The sequence below is a fragment of the Roseovarius sp. THAF9 genome, from assembly GCF_009363715.1.
Lineage (GTDB): Bacteria > Pseudomonadota > Alphaproteobacteria > Rhodobacterales > Rhodobacteraceae > Roseovarius.
Genome location: NZ_CP045404.1, coordinates 3,431,994 through 3,445,934, shown reverse-complemented (window position 1 = coordinate 3,445,934; position 13,941 = coordinate 3,431,994). Strand labels below are relative to the sequence as shown.

Genomic DNA, 13,941 nt, shown 5'->3' with positions numbered 1-13,941 from the left:
GCCCCGGCGGTTGCCGCGCCCGCGGTTAGAGATCGCTGATATCTTCCGGAGCTATGGTCCCGCATATAGAAGGGCTAATGCAGGTCACATCAGTCTCGGCCAACTCAAGGTGATGTCGGCGATTGAAGCCTGCCGAACAGAAGCTCTCGGCGGGCATGTGGCAGGTTGCGCAAAATGCGGCCACCATCACATCGCGTATAACAGCTGCAAGAACCGGCATTGTCCCAAGTGCCAGGGCCCCGCCGCGCGGGACTGGATGGAAGCGCGCGCTGAAGATTTGCTGCCGGTCGAGTACTTCCACGTCGTCTTCACGTTGCCCGCAGAGATCGCCCGCATCGCGTACTGGAACCCAAAGGCGGTCTACAGCCTGTTGTTCCGCGCGTCGGCAGAAACGGTGATGACAATTGCCTCTGATCCCGAGCGCCTTGGGGCGAAGGTCGGCATGACCAGCGTTCTTCACACCTGGGGCTCTGCACTGACGCACCATCCGCACATCCACATGATTGTCCCAGGCGGTGGCTTGTCACCGGACGGTGCCAGATGGGTGGCCTGCACGCCAGGGTTCTTCCTGCATGTGCGCGTTTTGGCGCGCCTGTTCCTGGATGGCATTCTCGAGTTGCACCGCGCTGGCCAACTCACTTTCTTCTTTGGCGATCTCGCCTACCTGGCGCAAGCGGATGCCTTCGCGAAGTGGCTTGCCCCGCTCCGCAAAACCGACTGGGTGGTCTATGCCAAACCTCCGTTCGGCGGGCCTGAGGCTGTGCTGGCCTACCTGAGCCGTTACACCCACCGGGTCGCGATCTCGAACCATCGACTGGTCAGTGCGGATGCCGATACCGTCGCGTTCCGCTGGAAGGACTATCGTATCAAACGTGGTGACCGTCAAAAGGTCATGCGTTTGGCAACGCCCGAGTTCATCCGCCGCTTCCTGATGCATGTTCTCCCGGACGGGTTCCATCGCATCCGGCACTACGGCCTGTTGGCCAGTGCGGCGCGCAAAACAAACATCACCAAAATCCGAGCCATACTGGGCGTCCAACTCGCCGAACAAACCTCTGAACCTGAGCCAGATCCCGATATCATCCCTCTTACTTTGCGCGAGCCATGCCCCTGCTGCGGCGGCGACATGCGCATCATCGAGATCTTCCGGCACGGTCAGATACCACAGTCACGCGCGCCACCACGGGAGCAAGCCGCATGATCAACTGCGTTAACACTCACTTCGATACGCTCCGACCGTCTTCGGCTGATCGGTCCAAATCGCTTGCAGTCATCATCCAAATTGATGGTCTTAATTGCATCGTCAGCGCTCGATCTATGGAATGCTCACGATCCAGGTGCCGAAAAATGACTGCGGCAAGCGCTTCAAACACAGTCGACCGCCCACTCGTGGCTAAGTCAGCCTCATCCGCCAGCACTCTTTCCCCATAAACCACAACCAGCCCCCGCGGCTTCCTCCTTCCGAGGTTTGTCAACGCGGGCCGCACGCCTCGCGGAAAGGAAATGTTGCGCCCCGGCCCGCATCGAAAAACCTTCAGGGAATCGGAAGTTCGCTGTGGTTGCGAGGAACCGATGCTTGCTCTGGAAAAGCAGATGTTGGTGAAAATGCTTTAAAGTGACACGAATACACGAGCTTCGTCACTTTCTGCAGACCCGAAAAACTTATGTGTCAGTGTACGGCGACGACTGTACAATGCCCCTTAAAAGCGGTGAGTCCGCTCGGGCTGCCAAGAGATTGTAACCTTTGTAACGATCCGTTTTGAGAGCGCGCACGGCTGCCACCGAGTTCAGGCGCAGGAGCGCGTCTTCGTAACAATAGACTTGCAGATTGGGCTGTTCCAACAGGTGACGGGTGACGGCGCAGGTGGGGTCGCTGCCGTGTTCCTCGTAGATGATTACGGCGCCGTCGCGGAGCGCGCGCGTGGCACCCGCGAAAGCGCTGAGTTCCGCGCCTTCGACATCGAGCTTTATCAGCGCAGGCTGACCAGCGGGCACCAGATCGTCGATGCTGCGGGTATATACAGTTTCGGTCGTGTTGTCCTCGCCGGCCGCGCCACCGTTCAGCAGGCGCGAAGACGCATGACTGTTGGCGACGTTTACGAAGGTCATGCGCTGGCCAGACTGTGCGTGGATGGCCGCGCGTTCCAGTGCCACGTTGGGCAGGTGTCCGACATTGGCCTTGAGCGTTGAAAAAGTTTTTGCGGCGGCCTCGACGGCAATGATCTGCTTGAAACGCGTCGAGGCGCGCAGGGTCCAGTAGCCCTTGTTCGCTCCGAGATCGCAGAAAAGGTCGGAAAGGGGCGCGGCGGCAGCCAGAAGACGGGCGATTTCGGGCTCGTAAGTTTGATGCCAGAGCGCGAAGCGGGTCCAGTAGCCATCGTTGAGCGAGACGCGAAAAGGCGGTGCGCCGTCGATGCCGATAAGGGCCGAATTGTCCGCCGGGAAAATCCGTCCAAGGCCGCGCGCGAAGATGCCGAAAAGGCTGCGATTGAGCGCGACATGGAAGAGGGCCATCAGGATCGCGTATTGAAGCTGTGCACCGGGACCCGAGAAGGTGAGCGTCCGCGTTTCGGGTGCCAGCGATGTGGTCTTTTCCCGAGGCGTTCGGCGGTCTGCCGAGGTATGCGCCGCGCTGTTATCCATCCATCCAGACCTCATGCAGGTGAAGCTCGCGGTAGCGGTCTCGGCTGTAGTTGTGGACGTGTTCGGCATGGTGCATGATCTGGTTGCGCCAGAACGGCTGAATGATCACGCCGCTGTCGCGCAGGATGGTCTGAAGCTGCGCCATGATCTGGCTGCGGTCTTCCGCGTCGGGCTCGGCCAGGGCCCGATCCAACAGCGCGTCGAATTCGGGGTCGTCAAAGCCGGTCTCGTTCCACGGCTGGCCCGACTTGTAGGCCAGCGCGTAGATCTGGACGCCAAGCGGGCGTCCGCCCCAGGCCGTCGTGCTGAAGGGGTATTCGTTCCACGCGTTCCAGTATGTCTGTCCGGCGATGACCGTGCGGCGAATGTTGAACCCGGCCTGCCGCAGGATCGCGGCGATGGCGTCGGAGGTGGCGGTGCGCCAGTCGCCGTCGATCGACACGAGGTCGATCAACGTCTCGGCGTGGCCGGCCGCCTGGGCCATGGCGAAGCCCTCGGCGGGGTCAGCCTCGAACGGCGGCAGTTCGGCATACTCGGGATGCGCGGGCGAGACGTGGTGGTTTTCTGCCAAGGTGCCGTCACCATCGACGCCGAGCGCCAACACGATGCGGTTATCTACGGTTTTCTGAATGGCGCGACGCAGGTGAATGTCATCATAAGGGGCTGTGTCGACGCGCATCCGGGCGACGATGGTATTCTGGGTCGTGCGTTCCTGTCGCACAAGGCCGAAGCTGTCGAGCGCGTCTGCGTAGTCGGGCGGGGTATCTTCGTTGGCGTCGATCTCGCCCGAGTCGAAGGCAGCGACCATGCCCGCCGGATCGGCGCCGAAGTCGATGAATTCCACGCCGTCCAGATACGCTTCGCCGCCCCACCACTGGCCCTGTTCACGACGCTTGACCACGGCCTTGTATTCCAGTTCAAGCGAAACCAGCTCGAACGGGCCGGTGCCAAGGGGCGTGTCCATCAGGCTGCTGTCGTCGTCAAAGCTGCGATGCACAACCAAGGCAGGGTAATCGACCATGCCTGCGATCAGCGTGATATCGGGTTGCGGCAGGTGCAGACGCACGGTCATGTCGTCCGCACGCTCGACCCGGTCCTCGGCCATGCGCCCGGTAGCAGTGTCTATCAGGGGCGCCATCCGGGTGGCCATCGAGTTGCCCTCGGCCCGCGTATCGCACCAGCGGCGCAGGTTGTGGATCACGTCATCGACATCGAGCGTGTCGCCATTGGTCCAGGTCACCCCGGGGCGGACCTTGAGCGTATAGGTGCGTGCGTCTTCACTGACCTCCCAGCTTTCAAGAAGGACGGGCGCGAAAGTGGCGTCGTCCTCCCACCGCACGAGCGGTTCGCAGAACGTGCGCGCCAGGTTGCCCTGTTCCGTCTTGGCGAACTTGCGCGGATCGACGATCTCGATCACGCGACTGCCGATGCGCAGTATGCCACCCTTGGTGCCTTCACTGGAAGCGCGAGCCGGCGCAGACAGGCCGATTAGACCATAGGCGGTGGCGGCGGACGCGCCGAATGTGCTGGCCAGCGCCAGGAACTCGCGCCGCGAGAGCGTGCCATCGCGCGCCTCGCGCGCGAGTTTCCTCACGATCGGGCGCACGGGTGCGGCGCGTTTGGTGTTGGTCATCGGTTACCCTGCCGCTTGAAAATGAAACCTGTTACTCAGTTCATATTGTCGTTGGAACCATGCAAGCACGATTGTAAACCTAGGCCGCACTTGCAACAACTTCGCGCAAAGACTGCCCCGAAAAGGAAAAGACCGACAATGTCCGACGGAATTTCGATTGTCATTCCGGCACGAAACGAGGCCGAGACCGTCGGCAGCGTCGTGGCCGCCGTGATCAACCTGCCCTGTGTGCGCGAGGTTGTCGTGGTCGATACCGACTCCTGGGACAGCACCGCCGCCAATGCTGCCGCGGCCGGGGCCGTCGTGGTCCCTGAGCCGCGGCTGGGAATGGGACGTGCGCTGAAAACCGGTTACAAAGCCGCGAAATCGTCCTGGGTGATGAAGCTTGACGCCGATCTGGATACGTTCGATCCGGGCATGGTTGTGGTCCTGGCGGAATCGCGAGAGCCCAATGTGGGTATGGTCAAGGGCAACTGGCAGGATCCCAATGACGACATGCCGATGACGCGGCTGCTGGTCCGGCCCGCGATCCGGCAGATTTTCCCCGGCCTTCAGCATATAACCGCGGTAAATTCCGGAATTTACCTGTTCAACCGCGACCTGATCGAAATCGACGCGCTTGTCGACAACAACGCGGCCGATATCGACGTGATGTTGCGGGTGCATGCGGCCGATCACGAAGTCATCGAGGTGGCGATCGGCCAGATCAGTCATGATCCGCGGAACAAGGAACATTACAACGCCATGGCCGACAATATTCTGCACCTGTTCCTTCAGCATTACGCCCACAAGATCAACGCCTGACCTGCGCAAGGGCGTCACACGCCCTTGAAGTTCGCGCTGCCTTCCAACTCCATCGACCGTTCCATGGCGCGCTTCTCGGCCCGTTTCTTGCGAAAGCGTCCATACTGCGCCAGCGCGACACCGGCGATGATAACCGCCCCGCCGGGGATCAGACCCGCACCCGGTTCCTCTCCAAGCAGGATCATGGCGATCATGATCGCGGCCAGCGGTGAGAAAGAGGTGGCCAGCGCGACATCGCCGGAGCGGGCATATTTCAGGCCGATATTCCAGGCGAATTGCCCGATAATGATGACGATGATCGCGTAAACCCAGATCCACTTCAGCACGACTGGCGCGAACAGGTCCTGAAAGTGGAACGGACCGTAGAGGTAAAGCGCGATGACCGCATAGATGATCGTGCCCAGAATGGTCCGGTAGATCGAGAAGATGCCGAGCGGCACGCCTTGCAACCCCACGCGCGCCACCAGCGTAGAGGCGATGAAGGAAAGGGTTGCCGCAACCGCTGCAAGCTCCCCCATGCCCAGCGAGAAAGACGACCCGTCACCCTTGAGCGCGATGATCAGCGCGGCGCCGACAAGTGCGACGACGCCGCCCGCCAGTGCCCAAGGGTCGAGCGTCTCTTTCAAAAAGAACCAGGCCGCCAGGATAAAGAGCGGTGGCTCGATCCGGCCGACCAGCACCACGTTGGTCACGGTGGTATGGTCGAGCGCATAGAAAAAAAGCGCCGGCGTGAGGGCCGAAGACAGTATGGCGGAGAGTGTCAGGACGCCCCAATCCTTGCGCGTCAGCGCCCGAAGCTTGTCGCGGGTCCAGTCCTTATGAAAGAGAAATATCATAGGGATCAGTGAAATCGCCGACCCCAGCGCCAGCAAGTTGCAAAAGGTGATGGCGTTGCGCCCCATGACCTGGTTCACCTCTCCGATCTCCGTCAGTAGCGTGACGATCGAGTTCGAGGAGGCGTAGATCAGCACCGCCAGCCAGGCCAGGAGCGTTCCCATTAGCACCTTGGAGCCACCTTGCTCCAAGTTTGTCGTATGCGCCATGTCGGGTCTCCTTGCTGGCGTTGAGCTACGTGTTGCAGGCTATTCGAGATCGTGGGAGGTGCTGCATGCTATCTTGCTCTGTTTCATTTGCGTGACGGACACGTGAAATTCCACGCGCCGTTTCACACGAAGAAATCAACGATGTTTCGGAAAACGAAGTTGAATGCATGTCTCAAAGCCTGCAATTACGTAGGACTGCCTTTTCAGACCTTACCCAAAGCGGATTACCGGATGCCATTGACCCAGCCTGAGACGCGAACGCCTTTCGTCACGCTGTTCGATGATACCTACGACCAGCCGGATTGCAGGGGCTATTACCGGATGCTGAGATCGCTTGGCTACAGCAACCATGCGCATGCGGTGTCGGTGTTCCGCGCGGTACTGGACAGGTTGATGGAGGTGCGCGGTATCGCGGCGCCGGACATTCTGGATTTCGCCAGCAGCTACGGAATCGTCACCGCGCTGATGAAGCACGAGGTTTCGGCGACCGAGTTTCTGGACCGCTACGAGGACGGATCGCTGGACACACTGACCGCGTCGGCGATGGAGCATCAGGACCGGAGCTGGCTAGAGAGATTGCCAGCGCGCTATCCGGGTGCGCGCTTTACCGGCCTGGATGTGGCCACGAACGCGGTCCGCTATGGCAAGGCGGTGGGGTTGTTCGACCACGGCTTTGACGAAGACCTGGAGCAGAACGCGCCGTCGCCTGCGCTGTCCGCGCAGCTTGCCGAGGTGGACCTGATCGTCGAATGCGGCAGCGTGGCGCATCTGATGCCCACCGCGCTGGACCGTCTTCTGGGCGCTTGTGGGGAATGCAAGCCATGGGTGGTCACGTCGCCCGTGCGCGGGAACGAAAGGATTGAGGCCTTCGACGTGCTGCGTGATCATGGGCTGGTGATCGACACGCTTGGCCTGCAGCCCTTTCCGCATCGCCGTTTTGACAGTGCCAGCGAACAGGCGCGCGCCATGGCCATCGCAGAGGCCGCGGGGCATGACACCTCGGGCTTTGAGACGACCGGGTACTTCTTTGCCCAAATTTACCTGGCCCGCCCGGCGTCCGAGGCACAGGAGGTGTTCCCGGACCTTTCTAGCGTGCAGGCGGGCCGATGACCGGCCGGTCTCGGCAGAACTGAAGGGCCGGCCTCATGATCCGCCAGCGCAAAAACAAGCTGCTTGTCACCGGTGCGTCGGGTTTCTTGGGGCAGGCAGTCGTGGCGCGGGCGGCGGCGTGGGAGCTGGAGGCAATCGCCGTCTCGCGGGAAATCTTCCATACCGGCAATGCCACAGGCCTTGCCGCGTTTCTGGACAACACGCGCCCCGACTATGCTATCGACGCGGCGGGGGTTCTGCCCGGGGTGGGCGACGTCACAGACAACCTTGTCCTGACAGAAACATGGATCACAGCACTCGGACTTGCGGGCGCATGGCCACGTCTGGTCCTGACGGGCTCGGCGGCGATCTATGGGCACGGGGCGGCTCAGACCCGCGCAACGCGCGAGGATGATCCCAAAAAGCCGACATCGGACTATGGCCGCGCCAAACTGGCCGCGATGGAGCTTGGCCAGCGGGCCCATACGCGAGATGGGCACGATATTCAGACAGGTATAGTATTCAATCTGATCGGGGCGGGGCAGCCTGCCCATCTGGCACCGGAGGTCTTCATCCGCAAGGCTCGGGCGGCCCGTGGCGGCAGTTTCGAAGTCGGGCCAGTGAACCATGTCCGGGATTTCATGCACGTCGAGGATGCGGCGGACGCCCTTATCGCGATGGCACTGCACGGTGCGCCGGGCGAGGCACTGAACGTGGCGACGGGCCGCCCGACACGCATCCGCGATCTGCTTGATCGGATCGCCGAGGCGCTTGGCGCAAGCTGGGTCAGCCGCGATCCGTCCGACGCCGAAGAGGGGGTCGACATTTGTTATGGCGACCCCGCGCACCTTATGGCGCGCACCGGCTGGCAGCCACGCCACGATCTGGAGACCGCGCTTGAGCGGGCCATGCAGACGACCCAACCTCACAGGAAGGCATCGACGACGATATGACGGATTTCTGGAAAGACAGGCGCGTTCTGGTCACGGGCGGAGCGGGATTCATCGGCAGTTTCCTGTCCGAGGCGCTGGTCCGGGCGGGCGCGGATGTGACGGTGTTCACGCGGTATTCTTCGCGTGGGGTCGGGGGCGCCGCGGCTTATATGAATCCGGACCTGCGTCGCCGTATACGGTTCGTCATGGGCGACCTGAAAGACCCAGCAGCCTTGCGCGCCGCCGCGATGGATTGCGATACGATCTTTCACCTCGGCGCGCATATCGGCATTCCCTATTCCTATGTTCATCCCGTCGATGTGGTACAGACCAACGTGATGGGCACCACCAACGTGCTTGAGGCGGCGCGGTCGGCAGGGGTGTCGAAATTGGTGATCTTCTCGACCAGCGAGGTCTACGGCACCGCGCTTTACGCGCCGATCGACGAGGCGCATCCACTTCAGGCGCAGTCGCCTTACGCCGCCAGCAAGATCGCCGCCGACCAGCTTGGGTTAAGCTATCACCGGGCCTTCGGAACGCCGGTTGCGATTTGCCGCCCCTTCAACACCTACGGGCCGCGACAGCCGGCCCGCGCCATCATTCCCACCGTCATCAGTCAAGCCCTGCGCGGCGACGAGGTCAGATTAGGCTCGCTGCATCCCACGCGCGATCTGCTGTTCGTCGAGGATACGGTGGCGGGGGCCATGCGCGTTGCCGAGGTTGGCGCGACTGTGGGCGAGGTCACCCAGCTTGGCACCGGTGTCGAGATCAGCATCGGCGATCTGGTAAAGGAAATCTGCGCGGTTCTGGGAAAATCGCCACGCATCATCGCCGATCAATCCGACCGGCAACGCCCTGCGAAAAGCGAGGTGAACCGCCTCATCGCGTCGACCGCGCGCGCTGCGGAGATGCTGGACTGGGCGCCCAAGGTCTCACTCGCCGAGGGGCTTGCCCAAACCGCGCGATGGGTCGAGGAGAACCTCGAATATTTCACCGCTGACGGCTACCAGATTTGAGGAGGTCCATATGAAAGCGGTTATCCTCGCTGGCGGACAAGGTCTGCGGATGCGTCCTTATACAGCTATTCTGCCTAAGCCTTTGCTGCCGATCGGCGATTTGCCGATCATCGAGATCATCCTGCGACGGCTGGAAAAGGCCGGTGTGACGGACGTAGTGATTGCCATCGGCTATCTTGGCAATTTGATCCAGACTTACCTGTCGCAAAACTCGATATCAGAGCGCATGAACATCATCTATCACGTCGAGGAAAAGCCCTTGGGCACCGCCGGGGCCATCGGTACGATCGCGGGCCTTGATGAGCCATTTTTCGTGATGAACGGCGATCTACTGTCGGATATCGATTTCAATGCCATGATGCAGCACCACTTGGACACGGGCGCCGACCTGACGGTCGGCGTCGTCACGACCGAGGTGCAGATCCAGCTTGGCGTTCTGTCGCTTGGCGATGAAAACACAGTTACCGGGTATGACGAGAAGCCAAAGATGTCTTACGCGGCAAGTATGGGGATCTATGTGTATTCGCCGCACGTGAAGTCTTTAATCCATCCCAATGCGTACCTCGACGCTCCGTCCCTCGTTTTGCGGCTAATCGAAGAGGCGCACAAGGTGTCCGGCTTCACCCAGCCATGCCGCTGGATCGATATCGGGAATCCAGGCGAATACGAGCGCGCTCAACAGGAATTTGCAGATAACCCGGGAGCGTTTTTGCAATGATACGGCTGGGTCGGGACGAGTCTGCAATGCCGGGCTGAGCTTTTGGAAAGTCGGTATTTATTGCGCAAAAAAAGACCCCAACGATATGTTGGGGTTATAAAAAACCTGGGTGTGTCGACTTCGCAATGAATGTCGGCTTCGCGAAAGTTGCAGTGCAGCGTCATTAGTCGCCGTGAAGTGCCGCTAAGGGCCGAAAGCCAAGGCTTGCTTGACGAGTCCGAAAGTCTTGAAAGTCCCGCATAGCGGCCGGTCCCGCGATCAGGTTTCCCTCACTGATGCCTGCAGAGGCATTGGAGTTTGGATGCCCCCCCCTCACATCAGGGGCGGTCTGTTTCCTTTGTCGAAACTTGCCGCTGGGAGTCTGCGGACGCCGCTGCTCAGTGTGCCATGAAGAGCGGCAGGGGCGCGTGCTCCAGCATGTAGCGGGAGGCGCCGCCGAAGACCGCCTCGCGCACGCGGGAACGGCCGTAGGCGCCCATGACCAGCGCGTCGGCGTCGATATCCTGTGCGCGGCGCAAGAGCACGTCGGCGACGCGGGGCAGGGTTTTCGACAGCACGTCGACCTCGACCGTGACGCCGTGGCGCACGAGGAATTGCGAGATCAGCCCGCCGGGATCGGAGCGGTTCGGGCCGTGCACCGGCGGGTCGACCACCACCACGTGCACGCGGTCGGCCCGTTGCAGCATCGGCAGGGCGTCGCGGGCGGCGCGCAGCGCTTCGCGGCCATCGTTCCAGGCAACCACCACCTTTTTCGGGCTGACCGCCAGGTCGGGCGCGTTGGGCAGGATCATCGCGGGGATGCGTCCGTCGAACAGGATCGCCTCGGTCAGTGGGGCAAGCTCGGGGCCCAGCCCCTCGCCATAAGGCATGGGCAGCACCGCCACATCGGCGAAGCGGGCGCGGTCGGCAACGTGTTGACCCAGATCGGCCAGTTGCGCGACGCCCTGATCGCAGGACCAGAAGAAGCCGTCCTGCTTTTCAAGGATGGCACGGGCGTCGGTGTCGATTTCAACGGCCTCGGCCTGGCAGTTTTCGAAGACGTTCTGAAGCAGAACGACGCCGCCGGCGGCGCCCGCGCCGGAAAAATACTGACTTGAGGCATCGCGTGCGACACCAAGGCAAAGCACGTCGAGATGCGCGCCGTGTAGGCGCGCGAGGTCGGCGGCGTAGGTCAGCGTGTGCTCGACGCGGCGGGCATCGGACAGGGCACAGAAGATCGTCTTCCAGAACATTGTATCGCTCCTTTCAAGGGCCGTTTCGACGCGAGGATACGCCGCGTTCGGCCGCGGCGCCTTGATGACGATCAACCGCAAGGCGGCAATCCTTTGATCGAGATCAAAGCAGGGTGACTCGGCATCGGAAATAAGCGGGACAGTCTGAAAGACCCGGGCGGCCCAAAAGGCCGACTCGGGTGTATGGCAAAGGGACGCAAAATGGGTAACTACGTAAAACTGATCCTGCTGGGGCTGATCGCGTTTTTCGCGCTGTTCGCCGCCAACCAGGCGCGGGATATCGCGTACCTTGTGAATGCGCTGACCATCGCCCTTGTGGCGGCGGGCATGTTCATCTGGGTGCTGCGCAACACGGACGAGGACCATCCCGTGGTCGATCTGTCCGGGGAATACATGGACGGGGTCGTGCGCGCCGGGGTGATCGCCACGGCGCTTTGGGGGGTCGTGGGCTTTCTGGTGGGGACGTTCATCGCGTTCCAGCTGGCCTTTCCGAGCCTCAATTTCGAATGGGCGCAAGGCTACATGAACTTTGGCCGGCTGCGGCCCTTGCACACCAGCGCGGTGATCTTCGCGTTTGGCGGTAACGCGCTGATCGCGACGTCGTTTTACGTGGTGCAGCGCACCTGCGCGGCGCGGCTGTGGGGCGGAAACCTGGCGTGGTTCGTGTTCTGGGGGTTCCAGCTGGTGATCGTGCTGGCCGCCACGGGATACCTGCTGGGCGCGACGCAATCCAAGGAATACGCGGAACCCGAGTGGTACGTGGACTGGTGGCTGACCATTGTCTGGGTGTCGTACCTGGCCGTCTTCGTCGGCACGCTGGTGAAGCGCAAGGAGCCGCATATCTACGTGGCGAACTGGTTCTACCTGTCGTTCATCATCACCGTTGCCATGCTGCACGTGGTGAACAACCTGAGCATCCCGGTGAGCATCTTCGGCTCGAAATCCGTTCAGGTCTTTTCGGGCGTGCAGGATGCGATGACGCAGTGGTGGTACGGCCATAACGCCGTGGGGTTCTTCCTGACCGCAGGGTTCCTGGCGATGATGTACTACTTCGTGCCGAAACAGGCCGGGCGGCCGGTGTTCAGCTATAAACTGTCGATCATCCACTTCTGGGCGCTGATCTTTCTTTATATCTGGGCCGGTCCGCACCACCTGCATTACACGGCGCTGCCCGACTGGGCCTCGACGCTGGGCATGGTGTTCTCGATCGTGCTGTGGATGCCGTCCTGGGGCGGGATGATCAACGGTCTGATGACGCTGTCGGGTGCGTGGGACAAGCTGCGGACCGATCCGGTGATCCGGATGATGGTGATCAGCCTTGGCTTCTACGGGATGTCCACCTTTGAAGGGCCGATGATGTCGATCCGCGCGGTGAACAGCCTGTCGCACTACACCGACTGGACCATCGGGCACGTGCATTCGGGCGCGCTGGGCTGGAACGGGATGATCACGTTCGGCTGCCTTTACTTCTTGGTGCCGAAGCTGTGGAACCGCGAGCGGCTGTACAGCCTGAGCCTGGTGAGCTGGCACTTCTGGCTGGCGACGATCGGGATCATTCTTTACGCGGCGTCGATGTGGGTGACGGGTATCATGGAGGGCCTGATGTGGCGCGAAGTGGATGCCAACGGGTTCCTGGTGAACTCTTTCGCCGACACGGTGAGTGCGAAGCTGCCGATGTACGTGGTGCGCGGTCTGGGTGGGGTCCTGTTCCTCTCCGGTGCCCTGATCATGTGCTACAACCTTTACATGACAGTCAGACGGAGCCCGGCGGTGCAGACCGACAACTCCGCTGTCCCGGCTGAATAAGGAGGGCCGGAAAAATGGCTGACGATAAAATGCAGAAACCCCCGATGCCGGCTTCGGCCTCGGGCGTGGGGGACCGGCCCAAGAAGAAGACCTTCCTGGACCGGCACCAGATCCTGGAACGCAACGTGACCCTGCTGGCGATCTTTGCCTTCCTGGTGGTGACCATCGGCGGCATCGTGCAGATCGCACCGCTGTTCTGGCTGGAGAACACTATCGAAGAGGTGGAGGGTATGCGCCCCTACACCCCGCTGGAGCTGACCGGACGTGACATCTACATCCGCGAGGGGTGCTATGTGTGTCACAGCCAGATGATCCGGCCGATGCGCGACGAGGTGGAGCGGTACGGGCATTACAGCCTTGCGGCGGAAAGCCAGTACGACCACCCGTTCCAGTGGGGGTCCAAGCGGACCGGGCCGGACCTGGCGCGTGTCGGCGGGCGCTACTCCAATGCTTGGCATGTAGATCACCTGCGCGACCCGCAATCGGTGGTGCCGGAATCGGTGATGCCCAAATACGGCTATCTGGAGGAGCGGCTGATCGACGGGCAGTACGTCGAAGACCTTCTGGCGACGCACAAGCTGGTGGGTGTGCCGTACGAGGACGCGCATGTGGAAAACGCGCAGGCGGATTTCCGGGCGCAGGCCGATCCCGACAGCGACTATGACGGGTTGATCGAGCGGTATGGCGACAAGGTGCAGGTGGCCAATTTCGACGGTCGCGCTGGCATCAGCGAAGCCGACGCTTTGATCGCCTATCTGCAGATGCTGGGCACGCTGGTCGATTTCTCGACCTTCACGCCCGTGGCAAGCCGGTAAGGAGGGACGACGATGGACACCTATTCCCTGCTGCGGGAGTTCGCGGACAGCTGGATGCTGCTGGCGCTCTTCGCCTTCTTCATCGGCGTCGTGATCTGGGTCATGCGGCCCGGATCGCGGGGCGCCTACCAGGATGTCGCAGACATTCCCTTCCGCAATGAAGACGCGCCGGCCCCGGCCACGCGCCGTGCCTCGGACGAGGAGCAATAA

At 61.7% G+C, this 13,941-nt stretch carries 13 protein-coding genes; 9 read left to right on the top strand and 4 right to left on the bottom strand.

The window, feature by feature from the left end; translation table 11 throughout:
- Window positions 1-10: 10 nt before the first annotated feature.
- Window positions 11-1,201, top strand: coding sequence for an IS91 family transposase (locus FIU86_RS17055; protein ID WP_152475289.1), 1,191 nt, complete (start codon window positions 11-13; stop codon window positions 1,199-1,201).
- Between the two features lie 461 nt (window positions 1,202-1,662).
- Here FIU86_RS17055 and FIU86_RS17050 read toward each other — a convergent pair whose 3' ends face one another.
- Together FIU86_RS17050 and FIU86_RS17045 are read right to left on the bottom strand one after the other, a co-directional pair.
- Window positions 1,663-2,643 carry an FkbM family methyltransferase gene (locus tag FIU86_RS17050; protein WP_152476173.1) on the bottom strand — a complete coding sequence of 327 codons (981 nt, stop codon included), beginning with the start codon at window positions 2,641-2,643 and terminating at the stop codon, window positions 1,663-1,665.
- Complete coding sequence (locus tag FIU86_RS17045) at window positions 2,636-4,276, bottom strand: ABC transporter substrate-binding protein (RefSeq protein ID WP_152476172.1); 1,641 nt, start codon at window positions 4,274-4,276, stop codon at window positions 2,636-2,638. Before FIU86_RS17045 ends, FIU86_RS17050 begins: the two co-directional genes overlap by 8 nt.
- Before the next feature lie 138 nt (window positions 4,277-4,414).
- Between FIU86_RS17045 and FIU86_RS17040 the strand changes: the two genes are divergently transcribed.
- The gene (locus tag FIU86_RS17040; RefSeq protein WP_172977537.1) at window positions 4,415-5,080 is read left to right on the top strand and encodes a glycosyltransferase; all 666 of its coding nucleotides are present in this window, start codon (window positions 4,415-4,417) and stop codon (window positions 5,078-5,080) included.
- Between the two features lie 14 nt (window positions 5,081-5,094).
- On the opposite strand, the gene FIU86_RS17035 is transcribed toward FIU86_RS17040, so the two are convergent.
- A complete protein-coding gene (locus FIU86_RS17035) occupies window positions 5,095-6,123 on the bottom strand; it encodes a DMT family transporter (RefSeq protein WP_152476170.1) in 1,029 nt (342 codons plus the stop codon).
- 231 nt (window positions 6,124-6,354) lie between these two features.
- Here FIU86_RS17035 and FIU86_RS17030 point away from each other — a divergent pair, with 231 nt between their 5' ends.
- Genes FIU86_RS17030 through FIU86_RS17015 form a run of 4 tightly spaced genes read left to right on the top strand, consistent with a single transcriptional unit; the run spans window position 6,355 to window position 9,878 of the window.
- Window positions 6,355-7,233, top strand: a complete 879-nt coding sequence (locus tag FIU86_RS17030) for a hypothetical protein (RefSeq protein WP_152476169.1) — start codon at window positions 6,355-6,357, stop codon at window positions 7,231-7,233.
- Window positions 7,234-7,268: 35 nt separating this feature from the next.
- A complete protein-coding gene (locus tag FIU86_RS17025; RefSeq protein WP_152476168.1) occupies window positions 7,269-8,165 on the top strand; it encodes an NAD(P)-dependent oxidoreductase in 897 nt (298 codons plus the stop codon).
- Window positions 8,162-9,160, top strand: a complete 999-nt coding sequence (locus FIU86_RS17020) for a GDP-mannose 4,6-dehydratase (protein ID WP_152476167.1) — start codon at window positions 8,162-8,164, stop codon at window positions 9,158-9,160. The genes FIU86_RS17025 and FIU86_RS17020 overlap by 4 nt, the downstream gene beginning before the upstream one ends.
- A 10-nt stretch (window positions 9,161-9,170) precedes the next feature.
- Complete coding sequence (locus FIU86_RS17015) at window positions 9,171-9,878, top strand: sugar phosphate nucleotidyltransferase (protein WP_152476166.1); 708 nt, start codon at window positions 9,171-9,173, stop codon at window positions 9,876-9,878.
- Window positions 9,879-10,255: 377 nt separating this feature from the next.
- Here FIU86_RS17015 and FIU86_RS17010 read toward each other — a convergent pair whose 3' ends face one another.
- Window positions 10,256-11,110 (bottom strand): universal stress protein, encoded by an 855-nt coding sequence (locus FIU86_RS17010; RefSeq protein ID WP_152476165.1) that lies wholly within the window; start codon window positions 11,108-11,110, stop codon window positions 10,256-10,258.
- 201 nt (window positions 11,111-11,311) lie between these two features.
- Here FIU86_RS17010 and ccoN point away from each other — a divergent pair, with 201 nt between their 5' ends.
- Genes ccoN through FIU86_RS16995 form a run of 3 tightly spaced genes read left to right on the top strand, consistent with a single transcriptional unit; the run spans window position 11,312 to window position 13,941 of the window.
- Window positions 11,312-12,916, top strand: coding sequence for a cytochrome-c oxidase, cbb3-type subunit I (ccoN, locus tag FIU86_RS17005; protein WP_152476164.1), 1,605 nt, complete (start codon window positions 11,312-11,314; stop codon window positions 12,914-12,916).
- A gap of 44 nt (window positions 12,917-12,960) precedes the next feature.
- Window positions 12,961-13,731 carry a cytochrome-c oxidase, cbb3-type subunit II gene (gene ccoO, locus FIU86_RS17000; RefSeq protein ID WP_152477211.1) on the top strand — a complete coding sequence of 257 codons (771 nt, stop codon included), beginning with the start codon at window positions 12,961-12,963 and terminating at the stop codon, window positions 13,729-13,731.
- Window positions 13,732-13,743: 12 nt separating this feature from the next.
- On the top strand, window positions 13,744-13,941 hold the full coding sequence (locus FIU86_RS16995) for a cbb3-type cytochrome c oxidase subunit 3 (RefSeq protein WP_152476163.1): 198 nt from the start codon (window positions 13,744-13,746) through the stop codon (window positions 13,939-13,941).